The 16,754-nt window shown below is 61.8% G+C and carries 16 protein-coding genes; 4 read left to right on the top strand and 12 right to left on the bottom strand.

Features of this window, described 5'->3' with window-relative positions; genetic code table 11:
* Positions 1 to 18: 18 nt before the first annotated feature.
* The 8 genes from RA26_RS00080 to guaA form a co-directional block, all read right to left on the bottom strand.
* Positions 19 to 504, bottom strand: coding sequence for a DUF995 domain-containing protein (locus tag RA26_RS00080; protein WP_193747566.1), 486 nt, complete (start codon positions 502 to 504; stop codon positions 19 to 21).
* Positions 505 to 599: 95 nt separating this feature from the next.
* On the bottom strand, positions 600 to 1,571 hold the full coding sequence (locus RA26_RS00075) for an alpha/beta fold hydrolase (RefSeq protein ID WP_446720169.1): 972 nt from the start codon (positions 1,569 to 1,571) through the stop codon (positions 600 to 602).
* Entirely contained in the window at positions 1,555 to 2,472 is a 918-nt protein-coding gene (gene metA, locus RA26_RS00070; RefSeq protein ID WP_039178166.1) for a homoserine O-acetyltransferase MetA, read from the bottom strand. Before metA ends, RA26_RS00075 begins: the two co-directional genes overlap by 17 nt.
* Before the next feature lie 59 nt (positions 2,473 to 2,531).
* Entirely contained in the window at positions 2,532 to 3,395 is an 864-nt protein-coding gene (locus tag RA26_RS00065; protein WP_039178163.1) for a hypothetical protein, read from the bottom strand.
* A gap of 140 nt (positions 3,396 to 3,535) precedes the next feature.
* Positions 3,536 to 4,660, bottom strand: a complete 1,125-nt coding sequence (locus tag RA26_RS00060; protein ID WP_039178159.1) for an outer membrane protein transport protein — start codon at positions 4,658 to 4,660, stop codon at positions 3,536 to 3,538.
* Between the two features lie 103 nt (positions 4,661 to 4,763).
* Positions 4,764 to 5,648 carry a DMT family transporter gene (locus tag RA26_RS00055; RefSeq protein WP_039178156.1) on the bottom strand — a complete coding sequence of 295 codons (885 nt, stop codon included), beginning with the start codon at positions 5,646 to 5,648 and terminating at the stop codon, positions 4,764 to 4,766.
* Positions 5,649 to 5,731: 83 nt separating this feature from the next.
* The gene (locus RA26_RS00050; RefSeq protein ID WP_039178155.1) at positions 5,732 to 7,237 is read right to left on the bottom strand and encodes a hypothetical protein; all 1,506 of its coding nucleotides are present in this window, start codon (positions 7,235 to 7,237) and stop codon (positions 5,732 to 5,734) included.
* Positions 7,238 to 7,359: 122 nt separating this feature from the next.
* Complete coding sequence (guaA, locus tag RA26_RS00045) at positions 7,360 to 8,928, bottom strand: glutamine-hydrolyzing GMP synthase (protein WP_039178152.1); 1,569 nt, start codon at positions 8,926 to 8,928, stop codon at positions 7,360 to 7,362.
* A 243-nt stretch (positions 8,929 to 9,171) separates the two neighbouring features.
* Between guaA and RA26_RS00040 the strand changes: the two genes are divergently transcribed.
* The gene (locus RA26_RS00040) at positions 9,172 to 10,719 is read left to right on the top strand and encodes a trimethylamine methyltransferase family protein (RefSeq protein WP_039178149.1); all 1,548 of its coding nucleotides are present in this window, start codon (positions 9,172 to 9,174) and stop codon (positions 10,717 to 10,719) included.
* 15 nt (positions 10,720 to 10,734) lie between these two features.
* On the opposite strand, the gene RA26_RS00035 is transcribed toward RA26_RS00040, so the two are convergent.
* On the bottom strand, positions 10,735 to 11,085 hold the full coding sequence (locus RA26_RS00035; protein WP_039178146.1) for a DUF6477 family protein: 351 nt from the start codon (positions 11,083 to 11,085) through the stop codon (positions 10,735 to 10,737).
* 232 nt (positions 11,086 to 11,317) lie between these two features.
* Here RA26_RS00035 and RA26_RS00030 point away from each other — a divergent pair, with 232 nt between their 5' ends.
* Positions 11,318 to 12,391 (top strand): DUF6456 domain-containing protein, encoded by a 1,074-nt coding sequence (locus RA26_RS00030; RefSeq protein ID WP_039178143.1) that lies wholly within the window; start codon positions 11,318 to 11,320, stop codon positions 12,389 to 12,391.
* 73 nt (positions 12,392 to 12,464) lie between these two features.
* On the opposite strand, the gene RA26_RS00025 is transcribed toward RA26_RS00030, so the two are convergent.
* Complete coding sequence (locus RA26_RS00025; protein ID WP_039145788.1) at positions 12,465 to 13,013, bottom strand: peroxiredoxin; 549 nt, start codon at positions 13,011 to 13,013, stop codon at positions 12,465 to 12,467.
* A 174-nt stretch (positions 13,014 to 13,187) separates the two neighbouring features.
* Positions 13,188 to 14,102, bottom strand: coding sequence for a hypothetical protein (locus RA26_RS00020; protein ID WP_039178140.1), 915 nt, complete (start codon positions 14,100 to 14,102; stop codon positions 13,188 to 13,190).
* A gap of 207 nt (positions 14,103 to 14,309) precedes the next feature.
* Here RA26_RS00020 and lipA point away from each other — a divergent pair, with 207 nt between their 5' ends.
* Both lipA and RA26_RS00010 read left to right on the top strand, forming a co-directional pair.
* Entirely contained in the window at positions 14,310 to 15,263 is a 954-nt protein-coding gene (lipA, locus tag RA26_RS00015; RefSeq protein WP_039146484.1) for a lipoyl synthase, read from the top strand.
* Positions 15,260 to 16,402 (top strand): amidohydrolase, encoded by a 1,143-nt coding sequence (locus tag RA26_RS00010; RefSeq protein WP_039178136.1) that lies wholly within the window; start codon positions 15,260 to 15,262, stop codon positions 16,400 to 16,402. The genes lipA and RA26_RS00010 overlap by 4 nt, the downstream gene beginning before the upstream one ends.
* 3 nt (positions 16,403 to 16,405) lie before the next feature.
* On the opposite strand, the gene RA26_RS00005 is transcribed toward RA26_RS00010, so the two are convergent.
* On the bottom strand, positions 16,406 to 16,754 hold a 349-nt coding region (locus tag RA26_RS00005), incomplete at its 5' end, for a hypothetical protein (RefSeq protein ID WP_039178133.1).

The raw sequence follows: 16,754 nt of genomic DNA, 5'->3' as shown, positions 1-16,754 counted from the left end.
GGATCAGGTGACGCAGTCTCAGACTTTGAGTTTTTTGCGCAGTCGCCGGATTTTGGATTTAAACTTAAAACCCTTCTCCAGGCTCACGCTGTTGGTCGCCTTCCACCACTCCCGGTCCTTCGGCCAGCTGCGCCAGACAATGCCGTCTGCTGCCTGCAGATGAGAGATGCATTCTTCCTCGCCTTCCTTTGCGATAAGTGCACCGTCTTTGGAATGATACCAGGTCATTTTCTGGCAAACGCGGCCTCTGCCGTCGATGTGCCATTTTCCGACACCGACGCTGTTGGGGTGCTGCGCGCAGTAGCCTTGCGCCTCCCAGCGCGGCCCGTAGTAGACACCGCCCTGGCATTTCTTCCAAATTTGCGTTTTGCCGCCGTACAAGTTGGCAAGTTCTTGTGCCGCGGGGACTGCCGCATTTTGCGGTTTGGGGTCAGCCGTGGCCTGAGTCGTTGAAAAAGCCGCGCTGAGAATCGTTACCAAGACGGCGAGATGAGATGATTTCATGGTGCCCTCCATTACCAGAGGTATAGTATAGCACGATTTGTGTAGTGGGTTGCGGAGGTTGTATTTGGGCCGCCATTGGCCGCGGTTACTTCGTTTTAATGCAAATCTGCGCGCTCGGCAGCGCGGCGGACCGCATCAGCGACATCCTCCGTTGCGACGTGCTGCGGCATGTGGCCAATGCCTTCCAGCAGGGTCAACCGCGCGCTGTCCACGTCCCGTGCCAGCCCCTCGGCATGCAGCTTGAGGTTCACCAGATCGTCCTCGGTGCCGTGGATCACCTCCAGCGGCGCCGTGATGCGGCCGTAATGCTGCGAAAGCTCTGTCACTTCTTCCAGCAGGTTCGCCCGCTGCCGGGCGTTGGCCCGAAGCGAGCTGCGCCGCAGCGACAGGCGGGTGCCAAAGTGTTCCGCGTATCCCTCAGGCACCATCTGCGGGGCAAAGATCTCCTGCAGGGAGCGGCTGACCACGGCATCCGGCACATAGGCCGTCAGCAGCGGCACCGCCACTGCACTGCCAAAGCGCGATGAGGTGAGGCGGTAGAGCGGATCCAGCGGCGTTGTCCACGGGTAGGCCACTCCGGACACCGACACCAGGGCGGAGACGCTTTCGGGGTGATCCACCGCCCAGGCCAGAGCCACCGCGCCGCCATAGCTTTGGCCCAGCACAACGGGATTCTTGGCGCCCATCTGCGCCGCGGCCTGGCGCAACACCTCCGCCTGCTGGCGAATGGTTGCGCCCGTGCCGTTCAACGGGCTGGAATAACCCAGGCCCGGGCGGTCGAAGATCAGGATGCGAAACTCATCAGCCAGCGCTGGTGCCAGCCGGAACGTCATGTCGCGGGTGTTGCCGCTGGAGCCATGCAGCAGCACCAGATCCGGCGCGCTGCCTTTGGGCCGTCCCATCTCCACCACATGCACCCGGTGGCTGCTCACCACCAGAACCTGGCCCTGCGGCGGATGGCGGGTCTCAGCCGCGGCCTCGCGTCGGCCTGCCTGCCAAAGCGTGAGGGCAGTCCCCGCTGCCACAGCAAGGCCTGCCCAGACCAGCATTCTAGCGGCCGATCTCATCCATGTCATAAGGCGTTGTCTGGTAAATCTCATTGATCCAGTTGCCGTATAGAAGATGCGCGTGGCTGCGCCAGCGGTTCTGCGGCTGGCGGCTGGGATCATCGTCCGGGTAGTAGTTCCCCGGCACGTTGATTGGAGTGCCGTTGGCCACGTCGCGGTCGTATTCCTGCTTCAGCGTATCGCTGTCGTATTCAAAATGGTTGAAGATATAGAGCGCGCGGTGCGCCTTATCCTCAATCAGGCAGGGGCCGACCTCGTCACTGCCCAGCAGTGTCTTCAGCCCCTCGGCGGTATCGACCTCCGCTTGTTTCATCTCGGTCCAGCGGCTGACCGGGATCACGAAATCATCCGAGAACCCGCGCAAGTACGGCGAGGCCGGCGCCAGGTTCTGGTGCCGGAAGCAGCCGAACGCCTTGTGGTCCAGCATGTGCTTCTTTACGCCATGGAAATGGTTGATCATCGCCATGCCGCCCCAGCAGACGCCAAAGGTCGAATGCACGTTGGTCTGGGTCCACTCGAAAACCTCGCGCATTTCGTCCCAATAAGTGACCTCTACGAAATCCAGATGCTCAATCGGCGCGCCAGTGATGATCAGCCCGTCGAACTTCTCGTGCTTCACTTCCTGAAAGGAGTGATAGAACTCCTCCATGTGTTCAGCCGCGGTGTTCTTGGTCTGATGCTCTGTCATCCGGATCAGGCTCAGCTCGATCTGCAAGGGCGTCGCCCCGATCAGCCGGGCAAACTGGTTCTCGGTCTGGATCTTCTTGGGCATCAGGTTCAACAGCCCGATGCGCAGTGCCCGGATGTCCTGACGCGCCGCCTGATCCGGCGACATGACCATCACGCCTTCGTTCGTCAGAACGTCATAGGCGGGCAGGTCAGCGGGGATCTTGATGGGCATGTCAGTATCCTGATTTGCGGAAAGTTGTACGATATAGCGGAGGTTGTCAGATAAGCGGGTTAGCCGCGGTCCTCAAGGGCCTTGGCGATCAAATCCACGAAACCTGCCTCATCCTTGACAGCGGAGATCTGGCTGGCAGTCACCGTGACGCCCCAGTTGTCAGCCATCGCCAGATACCGCGGCTGGCGGTGCGCCAGCGCCTGGGCATAGGTCCAGCGGATAAAGGCATCTGGGTCCACATCCGCTTCAGATATCTTGTTTTCCTTAAGGTATTCCTGCCAGACCCGGTTCAGGAACTCCGGCTGATAGGACATCGGTTTGGGTGCCTTGTCAAAACGGCGCACCAGCTCCGCAGTGTGCTCTTCGCTGCCCTTGATCCAGACCATCAGCGTGTGCTTGCTGAGCTCGGATAGGATCTGGTCGTTCGGATCATTGGCATCCACCCATTCGCAAATCGACCCGCCGGTGTCGCAGATGAAATGCGGGTAGCCATACAGCTGCTGCGCCCGGCCTTCGAAATATTCGGTATCCAGCAATGCCCGGATTTCAGCGACCCGGAACTGCTCCTGGCGGCGTTTGTATTCCGCGATCGGCAGGCCGCCCTTGGCCACATCGCCGGGCTTTCCCAAGTAGGCAGAGACCGGGCGCAGGTTTTCAAAGGTGATGTTGGAGCCAATGAAGATCGAATCCGTCAGCAGCAGCTCGCGCAGGAACGGAACTTTCATCGCCTCGGCCTTGGCGTTGTCGGCGATGTATTCGCCCATGTAACGGGTGCCGATACGGTAATCGATGGAATAGTGGAACCAGCTGCCGGCGCCGCGCAGAACGTTGCTGACATAGGTTTTGCCAAGCCCGGACATGCCAAAAAACAGCACCCGTTTGCTGGGGGCGTCGCGCCAGTCCTGTGCGGAAGAGTAGAGCATGAAAGTCCAAGTCCCTGAAGGTGTCACGCCTTGCTAGCCACCCGCGGGGGCTGGGTCAATTCCATGCGCGCTTCAGCCGCGGTAAAAGAAAACCCCGCCCCTGGGAAGGGGCGGGGCATACTGCCCGGAAGGTGCCTGGATCAGAAGTGGAAGCCGACCTTCAGGCCGAAGCTGACCGCGTCGTTGTCCTGGAAGTTGGTGACCGGATTGCCGCCAGGGGAGGCAACCGCGTCGCCCAGCTGGGTGTAACGCACACCGGCAGAGACGGTCATGTTGTCCTGCTTGTACTGCACGCCAACGCGGATCGCTTCATAGCCATGCGTCGGTGCCAGCGGAGAGACCAGATTGTCGCCGTCCGAATCCGAATAGATCAGCGCCACCGAACCGGACCACTTCTCATTGAAGGCGCGCCCAACACCCAAGGTGTAAGTGATCGAGTCGTCCAGATCGATCAGATCGACGGAGCGGCCGGCCAGAGTGCTCAAGCCCGGAACCACCAGATTTGTCACGCTGTGCTCAGCCCAGCGGATGCCGCCAAACAGCAGTGTGTCCTGGGCGATGCCGGTCTGGAAGTCCAGGTTCACTGATTGCGGAGTTTTGGTTTTTGTTGTGGTGCTTGCGGTGGCGCTGGTGGCAAAGGTCTCGTTCAGGTTGAAATCATGCTCGATCTCAGAGCTGTAGGTCAGTGCAACCCGCAGGGCGATATCGGGAATTTCATAGGCCACGCCTGCCACCCAGCCAAAGGCGCCGTCCTTGTCCACCTTCACGTTGTATCGGCCGCCGATGGAGGTGTAGGCACCGCCCTGCAGATTGATCTCGCCGTCAAGCTCCTGATAGCGCAGTCCGCCGTGGACGCTGAAGCGCTCATTGAACTTATAGCGCAGCAGGGCGGTGATCGAGTTCGAATCCGCCTGCGCTGTTGTGCCCCCAAGCAACAGCGACCCGGTGGTTGGATAGTTCACATCCACCCCCCAAGGCTGGTCAAAGATCAGGGCGAACGACAGCTGTTCGTTGATGTCGCGCTTGTAGCCGGCACCAAACATGTTGAACCGCTCACCGACATCGCCAGTGGCAGAGCCGAACGGGTTCAGTGATGTGCGGTCGTTGCCTGACAGGTCAACCGAGGTCGTCGCGAACGAAAACTCGGCATAGTTGCCTTCTTCAAAGATGATCCCGATCGGCTGGCCGGTGCGGTCCAGACCGCTTGCCATGGCAGAGCCGGATGCCAGCGCCAAAGCCGCCGAGGTTGCAAGATAGCGTTTCATTGTTCCTCCCTGAGTTGCGGCCAGTGGAAGCCGCTTTACGCGAACGTAATCGGGCGGATTTCGGCAAATCAACATTAACCGCGCGGCAACTAGGCCGATTCAGTCAGCTTTGCGGGGTTCTGCGCGGCTGGCCTGCAACTATATTAAGATAATTTGCAATGCAGATGATGGCGGCACCCCCCAGCACCCAGGCATCCAATGCCTCTCCGTAGATCACCATACCAAGGATGGCGATGGCGGGCAGGCGGGCAAAATCCACCGGGACCACCACGCTTGCCGGCGCCAGCGACAGGGCTGTGGTCAGGCAGAAATGCGCGGTCAGTCCGGCAATGCCGATCAGAACCAACCAGGGCAGGGTTGTGGCATCCGGCAACGCCATGTCGCCATCCCAGCCCGCCGCCAGCAGGCCCATCACCAGCTGCATGGAGGTCAGCCAGAACAGGATTGACGCGGTGTGCTCGTGCCGGGTCAGACGTTTGGTCAGGATCGCGGTCAAGGCAAAGAAGATGGCGCAGCTCGCCGCTGCGGCCAGGCCAAGGTTCAGCGTGTCCGGGCTTGGCCGCGCGACGATCAGGATACCGGCAAAACCCAGCGCCGCCGCCAGCATCCGCCGCCGGGGCAGCGCCTCGCCCAGCAAGAGCGGCGACAGGATGATCACCCACAGCGGTGAGGTGAACTCCAGCGCAAAGACCTGGGCAAGCGGAATCAGCGTCACCGCCAGGAACCACAGGTTCTGGCCAGTGAAGTGAAACAGGTTGCGCAGCAGATGCACCCCCAGCCGCTGCCGCCGGACCTGATGCCAGCGGCCCGCGGCGGTCAGGACGGCAACAACAATCACCACCCCAACCAGGCTGCGGTAGGCCATGATCTCGAAGGTGTCCAGCGTCAGCCCGGCCTCGCGTCCGGCGATCGCCATTGCGGAGAAGGAGACAATGGCCCCAACCATCCACAGCGCTGCCAGCCCCGCGCGCGTCTCGCCTTGTGTCATGCCTGCCCCCCGAACTTCTGGTGTGAGAAGAGGCGGAATTTTCCTTCGGGGTCAAGCAGAACGCGGCGGGGCCGGTGCAATTCTCAGGCCGCGGCGCGGCTCATGGCCTGCGCATCCAGCGTGCGTCCTGACTTGATATAGACGGCTGCTGCTGCCACTGGGTCGAAGTTCAGCCGGTTCAGCAGCGTCCGGATTTCTGCGGTCAGTTCTTCCGTCGCATCACCTTGGTTGCCGGTAGCATTCTTCTTCTCCGGCAGCAGCACCGGGCCGCTGTGGCCCAGTTCCGCCAGCAGCCTGGCGGCGCCGTCCGGCGTTGTCGCTTCCTCCAGCCGGGCAGTGACAAAGTTGATCTTTTGGCCGTAACTCAAAAGGTAATAGGCATAGCGGGCTTCCATCTCCAGCGCGTACCAGATTGCCCAGCCAATCTGGCCCAGTTGCAGGAAGCTTGCGGGGTTGACGATGACGTTTTCGTAACTCACGTCGAGGTACCACTGCCAGACTACTGTCAAATTGGTGAAATCACCGCGCCCCGCGTAGCTTGCGCATTGCTTGGCCAAATCACGGCGGAGGATGATCACGGTGGTGCGGTCGCAGATGCTGCTGTCTGCCAGTGCCTCGATCAATCCGCATTTGCCCAAGGCGTGATTGGACTCACCATAAGGAGCCTCCAGCGACTCCAGTTTCTTATTCCAGAAGTCCTGCAACTTCGGCGTCATACCGCGGGTGTTGAATGTGCGCATGTGGCCGATTTCGGGCATTGCTGAACCACAATCCTCGACCGCCAAGGGTTCGTGCACAGAGTTGATGTCCAGGTTGTCGCCCAACAGCTGTGCCAACCAAGCGGTGCCGGTGCGCCCGGCCGACAGGGTGAAGATAAAGTCGCTGGTACGGGGGGCCTCAGGTATGGCCGCCGCCGCTGGAGCGTCCGGGCGCGTATAACCGAATCTGCGGATCTCAGCGGCGCATTTCTTTGCCACGATCTCAGCGGCGTCAGGATGCCGTGCAAAGAGCGTGGCAGGATCTGTGCCGGATTTCGGGCGGAACGCCCCTTTGGCCCGCAAGCTGGAAAACCGCTCCCACAGCCCGTCGATGCCCAGTGCGGCGATATCATTTTCCAAGTGTTCGTATCGCAGGAAAACATCCGGTGCAGACAGGCCCTCCAGCGGTGCAATCTGGATGTTTTCAGTCAGCATGCCGGGGAAGCGTTGCACGAACTGTCCAAAGGGAATTCCGGCGGTATCGGCTTTTTCCCAGTAATAGCGGGAAATTATAGCGTCAAAGGGATCGCGCCAGATCGTCACCTTGGTATAGCTGTCCCAGATCTCCTGCGGGATCAGTTTCCGGGCCTCTTCAGCGGGGATGTGGTTGTAGAAACCGGCATTTGTTCCGGATCCATCCGGCCAGACCTGGCGCTGATGATTCTGCGCGCCGGGATAGCCCAGGTCTGCACGGGTCTTTTCGTCGTCGGGAGAGATTGGCGTGATGATGCTTGTGTCGTCGCAAAAGCTGGACAGGGCAATTTCAAACGACGTGCCACCTACCTTCTTGGTCTTGATGAAGATGAGTTTCAGCGGGTGGCAAATAATCATTGGGTTCTCCAAAACTGTCGTGTTTCGGGGACTATTCCAAACAGGTCTGACGGATGTGTTAATCGCTTGCCGCAGAAAAAGAAAAACCCCGGCCAATCTTGCCGGGGCTCTTCTAAATCAGATTATTCCCACTCGATGGTTCCCGGAGGCTTCGAGGTGATGTCGTAGGTGCAGCGGTTGATGCCTTTTACCTCGTTGATGATCCTTGTGGCGGTTTCGCCCAGGAACTCGTGGCTGAACGGGTAGTAATCCGCGGTCATGCCATCGACCGAAGTCACCGCGCGCAGGGCGCAGGCGTAGTCGTAGGTGCGGCCGTCACCCATCACGCCAACGGTGCGAACCGGCAGGATTGCCACGAATGCCTGCCAGATTTCGTCATAAAGCCCGTGCTTGCGGATCTGGTCGATATAAATCGCATCCGCTTCGCGCAGGATCTCCAGCTTTTCGCGAGTGATCTCGCCAGGGCACCGGATCGCCAGGCCCGGTCCGGGGAAGGGGTGGCGGCCGATGAAGCTCTGCGGCAGGCCCAGTTCGCGGCCCAAGGCGCGGACCTCGTCCTTGAACAGCTCGCGCAGCGGTTCGACCAGCTTCAGGCCCATCTTCTCCGGCAGGCCGCCCACGTTGTGGTGCGACTTGATGGTGACCGAAGGCCCGCCCGAGAAGGAAACCGATTCAATCACATCCGGATACAGCGTGCCCTGCGCCAGGAATTCAGCGCCGTCGATGGTGTCGGCGTGTTTCTGGAACACGTCGATGAACAGCTTGCCGATGATCTTGCGCTTGGTTTCCGGGTCCGACTGGCCGTCCAGCTCACCCAGGAACAGATCGCTCTCATCCGCGTGGATCAGCTGGATGTTGTAGTTGTCGCGGAACATTGAGACGACTTCTTCCGCCTCGTTCTTGCGCAAGAGGCCGTGGTCCACGAACACGCAGGTCAGCTGATCGCCGATTGCCTCGTGGATCAGGATCGCAGCAACCGAACTGTCGACGCCGCCGGACAATCCGCAGATCACCTTCTTGTCGCCGACCTGTTCGCGGATCTTCTCGATCATCTGCTCGCGGTAGGCGCCCATGGTCCAGTCGCCGCTGAAACCGGCCAGCTTCACGAAGTTCTCATAGAGCTTGGCGCCATTCGGGGTGTGGTGCACCTCCGGGTGGAACTGCACCGCATAGAAGTTGCGGCTGACATCGGCAGTGATGGCAAACGGCGCGTTGGGGGAGGTGCCGTAGACCTCGAACCCCGGGGCGATCTTGCTCACGTGGTCGCCGTGCGACATCCAGACCTGTTCGCGGTCGGCGTCATTGGCAAACCAGCCTTCCAGCAGCGGCGGTGTTTCCACCGTGGGGGTCACATAGGCGCGGCCGAATTCGGCGGTGCCATGGCCGCTTTCCACTGTGCCACCCAGCTGGTGCATCATCACCTGCTGGCCATAGCAGATGCCAAGGATCGGCACGCCATAGTCGAAAATCTCCTGCGGCGCCCGCGGGCTGCCCTCACGGGTCACGCTGTCAGGCCCGCCCGAGAAGATCACCGCCTTGGGCGCCAGCTCGCGCACAAAGTCCATGGTGACATTCTGATAGGGGTGGATTTCGCAATAGACGTTCAGCTCGCGCAGGCGGCGCGCAATCAGCTGCGTGACCTGGCTGCCAAAGTCGATGATGAGAAGGCGGTCATGGGATGTCTCTGTCATGCACGCGCCATAGGGCAGGAACGCGTTTTCCGCAAGGGGGTTTGGCCGCCTTGCCGGGGAGCGGGCTCCATTTAACGGCGGATGGGCATCCCCTGTGCAAAAGGTATGCCAAAGTCGACCGGCGCGGTGGAAAATGCTCCGGCAATGTCGCTTTTCAACTTGAATGGCCGCAATCCTGCGGCGGCGGCGCGCGCACTGGCTATAATACCCTTCGCAATGAAATGCCTGTGGTGAGGATAAACCATGACAGAAGCAGCCCCGCGCCGTCGTGCCCGCGGTTCCGGCGGCGGCGCCGCCCGCCGCGCCGAGCGCACCAGCGTCAAGATCGAAACCGCCAAGTACATCGAGCGCAACATTCCGAACTTCGAGATCCTGAACGAGGAAGCGCTGGAAATCATCGAGTACAACGCGGACACGATCCTGGAAGAGGTCGGCGTCAATTTCGTTGACAACCCGGCGGCGCTGCAGCGCTGGCGCGAGGCAGGTGCCGATGTCCAGGGCGAGCGCGTGCGCATCCCCCGCGGCCTGGCCCGCAAGCTGTGCGAAACCGCACCGGCCGAGTTCACCCAGCACGCCCGCAACCCCGAGAAATCGGTGGTCATCGGCGGCCGCAATCTGGTTCTGGCACCGGTCTACGGCCCGCCCTTCGTGCGCACCCGCAGCGGCGGCCGCCGCTATGCGACCATGGACGACTTCAACAAGTTCGTGAAGCTGGCCTATATGTCCAAGTGGCTGCACCACTCCGGCGGCACCGTTTGCGAACCCACCGACATCCCGGTGAACAAGCGCCACCTGGACATGCTGATGGCGCATATGACCCTCAGCGACAAGCCGTTCATGGGCTCCGTCACCGAACCCAGCCGCGCGCAGGACTCCGTCGACATGGCGGGCATCCTGTTCGGTAAGGAGTTCGTGCAGAACAACACCGTGATGACCTCGCTGACCAACATCAACTCGCCGATGACCTTCGACGACGTGATGATGGGCTCGCTGGAAGTCTACGCCCAGAACATGCAGGCCTGCATCATCTCGCCGTTCATCGTCGGCGGTGCCATGGCGCCGGTGTCGGTGGCTGGCACCCTGACGCAGGTGCTGGCAGAGGTTCTGGCCGGCATCGCCTACAACCAGCTGTGCCGCCCCGGCGCCCCTGCGATCTTCGGCGCCTTCGTGTCGTCGATCGACATGAACTCCGGCGCCCCGACCTTCGGCACCCCCGAAGCGTCGCTGGTTACCTATGGCGCAGGCCAACTGGCCCGCCGCCTCGGCGTGCCGTTCCGCTCGGCCGGCTCCTTCTGCGGCTCCAAGCTGCCGGATGCGCAGGCTGCCTATGAAACCGCCAACTCGCTCAACATGGGCCTGATGTCCGGTGTGAACTTCATGCTGCACTCCTGCGGCTGGCTTGAGGGCGGCCTGGTTGCCGACTTCGAGAAGTTCGTGATGGACGCCGACCAGCTGGGCACGCTGCACGGCCTCGCCAAGGGTATTTCCGTGGACGAGAACGGCCAGGCAATGGACGCCATCCGCGAAGTCGGGCCCGGCGGCCACTACCTCGGCTGCGCCCACACCCAGGCGAACTTCAAATCGGCCTTCTGGAAGTCCGAAGTGCTTGACTACAAGCCGTTCGAACAGTGGGAAGAAGAAGGCGCGCGCGATACCTATGCGCTGGCCGAAAGCCGGGTCGAGAAGCTGCTGGCCACCTACGAGCAGCCGGCGCTGGATCCGTCCATCAAGATGGCGCTGGACGAGTACGTAGCCGAGAAGAAGGCCTCCATGCCCGACGCCTTCATGTAAACACGGGCCTGAAAATCAGGGGCAGGGGGCCGCACCCTCTGCCGCAGGAAAACGGCGGTCCCGCGGGACCGCCGTTCTTGTTTTTGAGCGGGCTTTCAGGCAGGCGGCCTCGCCCGCCAGCGCAATCAGCACTTCGACATGGCGGATCATCGAATACCCGGCTTCACCTGCCTTGCGTGCGGTGTTCAGCGCTTCCTCCAATTCCAGCAGCCGCATCACGGCGGCGGCAGGTTTGGGCACCTCGCCGCAGCCCAGAATGCGCCGCAGGTCGCGTTTGCGGCAGTAATTCCGGGCGCCCAACCGGGCTGCCCGCGCCAGAATTCCCGGGCGCCGGAGCAACGAAACGCGGCTGAATACATCCTGCATGATCGTCTCCTTTCCTATCTCTGATCTGGCTCTGCTATAACACAACCTCAGGTGGTGTTGCGGAAAGGGGGCGACCGGCGAACGGTCCGTTTTGTGATGATTATGTTTTTTCTGGAAACAATGATGTCCGATCCGCGATTTTGTCCAACTTCAGCCGGGCATAAAGGGACAAGCCGCAGGCACCTTTGAGTGCGGCTGACCCGGCAGCCTGGCTCACGACCGGGGGTTACGAATGCAAAATATGACTCAGGCACCCTTTCCAGGCTGGGTGCCGCTGGAAACCTGCCGCTATCTTCAGCACACCGAGGCAGGCCGCCCGATCCGCCAGCTGGCCCGCAAGGCGGGCTGCCATCCATCCACCATCCTGCGCCAGGTCCGGCGGGTTGAGATCCTGCGGGATGACCCGCTGATTGATGAGGTGCTGACCTATCTGGCCGGGCGCTATAAATCGGCAACGGCAAAACCGCGCCAGGAAGACAAGCCCTCCGCCGCAAGCCGCAGCCTGCGGTCGGGGTTCGAGCGGGAGGCGGCCAGCGTGCTGACCCTCCTCAGCCGAGGCGGCGCTGTCCTGGCTGCAGCCGAAGGCATGGAAATGGCCGTTGTCGTGCGCGAAGGCCAGGAGGCCGACGGGCACAAGGTGGCGGTGTCGCGGCCCTTGGCAGGGGCGCTGGCGCTGACCGGCTGGATTGCCTGTTCCCGCAAGGGGCGGATCAGCCGCTATGCGATCACCGCAGGCGGCCGCGCGGCACTGAACCGGATCATTGCCGACCAGGAAAACCGCGCCCGCGCCCGGCTGGAGGGTGGGTTTGCCGAAGCGCAGACGCCCTTTGAGGCACCGGAGGCGGGCGAGGCCGGGGGATTGGGCCGCAAGTCCCGCTACAGCGGAGCCGAAACCCCGCTGGAAATGCTAGCCCGGCTGCTGGACAAGGACGGCAAGTCCTTCCTGACCCAGCCGATGGTCCGGGCCGGGCGGCGCCTGCGCGAGGATTTCGAGCTTGCCCAGATCAGCAGCCACCTGATGCAGGAGGAATTGTATTTCGCCCAGGGCAGCCACCCGATGCGCAGCACCAGCCACCAAGCGGCGGCAGAAGCCCACCAGCGGATGACCGGAGCGTTGCAGAAGCTCGGGGCCGGTCTCAGCGACATCGCCCTGCGCTGCTGCTGCCATCTGGAGGGGCTGGAAACGGCGGAACGCAATCTGGGCTGGCCTGCGCGGTCAGGCAAGGTTGTGCTGCGCATCGCTCTGCAGCATCTGGCGGACTACTACGGCGAGGCCAGCCCGCAGCAGGAAGAGATGATCGGGTGAAGCAAACGACCCCTCAAAACGAAAACGGGCCCGCAGCGCGGACCCGTTCGAATGCCAGATCGGGCAGTGCAGCTTAGGCTGCGACTTCTGCCTTGGCGTCTTTCAGGTGCTTCAGCACGGTCTCCGGGGAGGACACGCCATAGGGGTCTTCGCCGTGGTTGTCGGACAGGCCCGGCTCTTCGAACCATGCCTCAACAACACCGTTGTTGACGATGGCCGCATAGCGCCAGGAGCGGTTGCCGAAGCCCAGGTTGTCCTTGGCGACCAGCATACCCATTTTGCGGGTGAACTCACCGGAGCCGTCCGGGATCACTTCCACGTTTTCCAGTTCCTGCGCGCGCGCCCAGGCGTTCATCACAAAGCTGTCGTTCACCGACATGCAGTAGATCGCGTCGATGCCTTCGGCCTGGAAGTCACCAAAGCCTTTTTCAAAGCCCGGCAGCTGGTAGGTCGAGCAGGTGGGGGTGAAGGCGCCCGGCAGCGAGAACAGCACAACGCGCTTGCCTGCAAAGTAGTCAGCGGTGGTCTTGTCTTCCCAGCGGAACGGGTTCGGGCCCTCGATTGCTTCGTCGCGGACACGGGTGTGGAAGGTCACGTCGGGCAGCTTAACGCCAGCTTTCATCTCAGCTTGCTCCTGATTGCGGATGTCATTCGGCGGGCAGGCTTAAAATGATTCTAAGCTGGCTTCAACACGTCCCTGTGATTTGCGCGCAGGTTTCCTGCGCCAGTCCGCAATTGCAGCGGTCCGGCGCCGGAAAACCTCGCAAATACGGCATCTTCGGCCCCTTGCGGGACGTTACGCCGCAGCCTTCTTGATGGTGACCGTGGTGCCGCGGATCTTGCGTTCGGCAGCGGCGGTCAGGTCGTTGAACTTCTTGAGCGTTGCCAACAGCTTCTTCTTGTCCTTGGAATCCTCGATGGCGCCCGGGAACTTCTTTTTGGCGGTCTGGTACTGGTCGTTGATCTTCTTCAGATCCTTGTACTTGGCCGCCGCCTCTTTCAGCTCCGGCGCGGCGGCCTTCAGATCCTCGCCCGCCTTATCGATGGCGGTCACGCAATGGGCATTGATTGCCTTGACCAGCGCGCCGACCCGGTTGGTGTATTTCTTCAGATTGCGGTCCACCAGCAGCTGCGGCAGCTCTGTTGCGTCCTTCTTCTTGTCATGGCCATCCGCCTTTTCCTTCAGGATCTTGTCGACCGTCTTCTGGAAATTCGCCCCATAGAGCTTTTGCGCCGCGTTCAGCTTACCCTCATACTCGGACGCCTTCTTGACCGCCGCGATCTCCTTTTCCAGCTCGCCCTGCAGCGCCTCGATGTCTTTCTTCGAGGCGGAGGATTTGCCGCGTTTCTTCAGGTCCTTCTCGATGTCCTTCAAGAGCGCCTGCTGCTTGGCCATATGCGCCTTGGCATCGGCGCAGAACCCCTTCATCGCGCCGACTTCTTCCTGATGGATGTCCACCGCCTTGTTCCAGGTGACCAGCCCGTCCTTGAAATGCTTGTTCTTCTGGAAATCGGCCAGCTTCTCCGATTTCACCCCGTCCTTGCGCGCCTTGGCCAGGCTCTCGCGGAAATAATCCTCGCCCTCCCAGGCGTTGCCCAGCGAAATCCCGATCCGCTTCTTCAGCTTGTCGCCTTCTGCGGTGGTGAATTTCTTGGTGCCGGCGGCCAGCTTCTTAGCCTCTGCCTTGAATTTCTCCAGCTCCTTGGCCATGCGTCCCTCCCTGAATGATCTGCGGCAAAATCCTGATGCTTGGTGGAATTATGTGTCCCGCTGCGCCGCTTTGGCAAAGGAAAACGGCACATTTTCGGAGTTTGAGCCATGACAAGGAGGCAGGGCAGGGTTGACGATATGACCGTGCCAAGCCAGATCAGCTATGTTAAACCGCTCACAAAGCCAAAGGCCGGAAGGGAAACCCACGTGAGAGACCTCAAGATCCCGGAGCAGCGCCACCCCGAAAAGGCGCATCGTCCCGACAACGCTCAGCCCAAGAAGCCAAGCTGGATCCGGGTCAAAGCGCCGGGCGGCAAAGGCTACGCCGAAACCCACAAGATCATGCGCGACAACAAGCTGACCACGGTCTGCGAGGAAGCTGGCTGCCCCAACGTCGGCGAATGCTGGAGCCAGGGCCACGCCACCATGATGATCATGGGTGAGGTCTGCACCCGCGCCTGTTCCTTCTGCAACATCGCCACCGGCAAGCCGCCCGAGGCGCTGGATGCGTTTGAGCCGGGCCGCGTCGCCCATGCGGTCGAAAAACTGGGTCTGAACCACGTCGTGATCACCTCTGTTGACCGCGACGACATTGAGGACGGCGGAGCAGAGCATTTTGCCCAGACCATCCGCGCAGTGCGCCACCGCTCGCCGAACACTACGATTGAAATTCTCACCCCGGACTTCCTGAAATGCGATCCCTCGGTGCTGGAAACAGTGGTCGAGGCGCGGCCTGACGTCTTCAACCACAATCTGGAAACCGTGCCGGGCCTTTACCCGGAAGTGCGTGCCGGCGCGCGCTATTTCCACTCCCTGCGCCTCTTGCAGCGGGTTAAGGAACTGGATCCGTCGATGTTCACCAAATCCGGCATCATGGTCGGCCTGGGCGAGGACGCACAGGCGGTGAAACAGGTGATGGACGACATGCGCGCCGCCGACATCGATTTCCTGACCATCGGCCAGTACCTGCAGCCGACACCCAAGCACCACGCGGTCGACCGCTTCGTGACGCCCGAGGAGTTCAAATCCTACGAGAAAGCCGCTTATGGCAAGGGCTTCCTGATGGTCTCGGCCACGCCGCTGACCCGGTCCTCCTACCATGCCGGCGACGATTTCGCCCGCCTGCGTGAGGCCCGCAACAAGAAGCTGGGCCTGGCATGACGCCTGAGCGTCTGGCGCAGCTGACGACGCTGCGCCATGCTCTGCATCAGATCCCCGAAGTCTCCGGCGCCGAGGAAAAGACTGCCGTCATGGTGGTGGACTACCTCCGCCAGCATCAGCCCGACCAGCTGCTGACCGGGATTGGCGGCCACGGTGTTGCGGCGGTCTTTGAGGGCAGGGCGGATGGTCCCACGGTCCTGATCCGCTGTGAACTCGACGGGTTGCCGATTGAGGAGTTGTCGGATCAGCCCTACCGCTCCACCCATGCCGGCCGCGGCCACCTGTGCGGCCATGACGGCCACATGACGATGGTGGCGGCGCTGGCAGCTGATCTTGCGTCACAGCGCCCAGCCAAAGGCCGCGCCGTGCTGCTGTTTCAGCCGGCAGAAGAAACCGGCAAGGGGGCAGCGGCAGTGATTGCTGATCCGGGTTTCGCAAAGATTGCACTGGACTACGCCTTTTCGCTGCACAACCTGCCGGGGTTGCCGGTGGGGCAGGTGGCCTTGTGTTCCGGTGCCGCCAACTGTGCGTCGCGCGGAATGCGGATCAAACTCACTGGCAAGACCTCCCACGCCGCTGCGCCGCAGGACGGGGTGTCGCCTGCCGGTGCCATCTCCCGGCTTCTGCCGGGCCTTGCCGCCTTGGGCAGCGGCGGTGATCTGGGGCCGGAGTTCGCGCTGGTCACCCTGACCCATGCCAAGCTGGGTGAAGCCACCTTTGGCATCGCCCCGGGCGAGGGCGAGGTCTGGGCTACCCTGCGCACGGTTACAAACATCCGAATGGATCAGCTGATTGCAGAGGCCACGGCGCTGGCGGAACAGGTCTGCGCGGCGGAGCGGCTGAGTTTTTCCATCGAATTCGACGATGTTTTTGACGCCTGCACCAACCACCCGGAAGCGGTGGAGCTGCTGCAGGCCGCCTGTGCCGAAGCAGGCCATCCGGCGCAGATGCGGGACTATCCGCAGCGCTGGTCCGAGGACTTCGGCCAGTTCGGCAAACACGCCAAGGCGGCGATGTTCTGGCTGGGGTCCGGCGAGGCGCAGCCGCAGCTGCACAACCCGGATTTCGATTTCCCGGACGCAGCAATCCCGGCCGGAGCCGGGATCTTTCTGCAGTGCGTCAGAAACCTGCTGGGCTGACCGTCAGTTCACCAGCGCATCAACAACGGCCACGGCGCCGATAATGGCCAGCGTGTCCTTGACGACCTCAAAGATCTTGTCGCCCTGGCGCACATAGCGGTGCCCGTCGCGCGGCGGGTTCAGCCCCCAGCGGCCGTAGTCGTCAATATAAACCCAGTCGTCCCCGCGAATGCGGCCGTCGTACCGGTCGTGGTCATGGTCGTGATCATGGCTGTGCTTGCGATGGTGCCGCTTCTTCACCTGGCCCGGCGCATAGTGGGCGGCACTGTTGCTGTGACCGGGGGCCCATTTCGGAGGCCCCGCATGGGTGGCTGCGGGGGCAAGAGACATGGTCATCGCCGCAGCTGCGGCG

It is taken from the genome of Leisingera sp. ANG-M7 (genome assembly GCF_000813965.1).
Taxonomy (GTDB): domain Bacteria; phylum Pseudomonadota; class Alphaproteobacteria; order Rhodobacterales; family Rhodobacteraceae; genus Leisingera.
The sequence above is the reverse complement of the archived record's forward strand: the minus strand, read 5'-3'. Positions and strand labels throughout refer to the sequence as shown.

What these genes read in the sequence shown, in the direction of transcription:
- RA26_RS00080 (WP_193747566.1), bottom strand. Translation starts at nt 504, where the DNA reads ATGAAATCATCTCATCTCGCCGTCTTGGTAACGATTCTCAGCGCGGCT.
- RA26_RS00075 (WP_446720169.1), bottom strand. Translation starts at nt 1,571, where the DNA reads ATGAGATCGGCCGCTAGAATGCTGGTCTGGGCAGGCCTTGCTGTGGCA.
- metA (WP_039178166.1), bottom strand. Translation starts at nt 2,472, where the DNA reads ATGCCCATCAAGATCCCCGCTGACCTGCCCGCCTATGACGTTCTGACG.
- RA26_RS00065 (WP_039178163.1), bottom strand. Translation starts at nt 3,395, where the DNA reads ATGCTCTACTCTTCCGCACAGGACTGGCGCGACGCCCCCAGCAAACGG.
- RA26_RS00060 (WP_039178159.1), bottom strand. Translation starts at nt 4,660, where the DNA reads ATGAAACGCTATCTTGCAACCTCGGCGGCTTTGGCGCTGGCATCCGGC.
- RA26_RS00055 (WP_039178156.1), bottom strand. Translation starts at nt 5,648, where the DNA reads ATGACACAAGGCGAGACGCGCGCGGGGCTGGCAGCGCTGTGGATGGTT.
- RA26_RS00050 (WP_039178155.1), bottom strand. Translation starts at nt 7,237, where the DNA reads ATGATTATTTGCCACCCGCTGAAACTCATCTTCATCAAGACCAAGAAG.
- guaA (WP_039178152.1), bottom strand. Translation starts at nt 8,928, where the DNA reads ATGACAGAGACATCCCATGACCGCCTTCTCATCATCGACTTTGGCAGC.
- RA26_RS00040 (WP_039178149.1), top strand. Translation starts at nt 9,172, where the DNA reads ATGACAGAAGCAGCCCCGCGCCGTCGTGCCCGCGGTTCCGGCGGCGGC.
- RA26_RS00035 (WP_039178146.1), bottom strand. Translation starts at nt 11,085, where the DNA reads ATGCAGGATGTATTCAGCCGCGTTTCGTTGCTCCGGCGCCCGGGAATT.
- RA26_RS00030 (WP_039178143.1), top strand. Translation starts at nt 11,318, where the DNA reads ATGCAAAATATGACTCAGGCACCCTTTCCAGGCTGGGTGCCGCTGGAA.
- RA26_RS00025 (WP_039145788.1), bottom strand. Translation starts at nt 13,013, where the DNA reads ATGAAAGCTGGCGTTAAGCTGCCCGACGTGACCTTCCACACCCGTGTC.
- RA26_RS00020 (WP_039178140.1), bottom strand. Translation starts at nt 14,102, where the DNA reads ATGGCCAAGGAGCTGGAGAAATTCAAGGCAGAGGCTAAGAAGCTGGCC.
- RA26_RS00010 (WP_039178136.1), top strand. Translation starts at nt 15,260, where the DNA reads ATGACGCCTGAGCGTCTGGCGCAGCTGACGACGCTGCGCCATGCTCTG.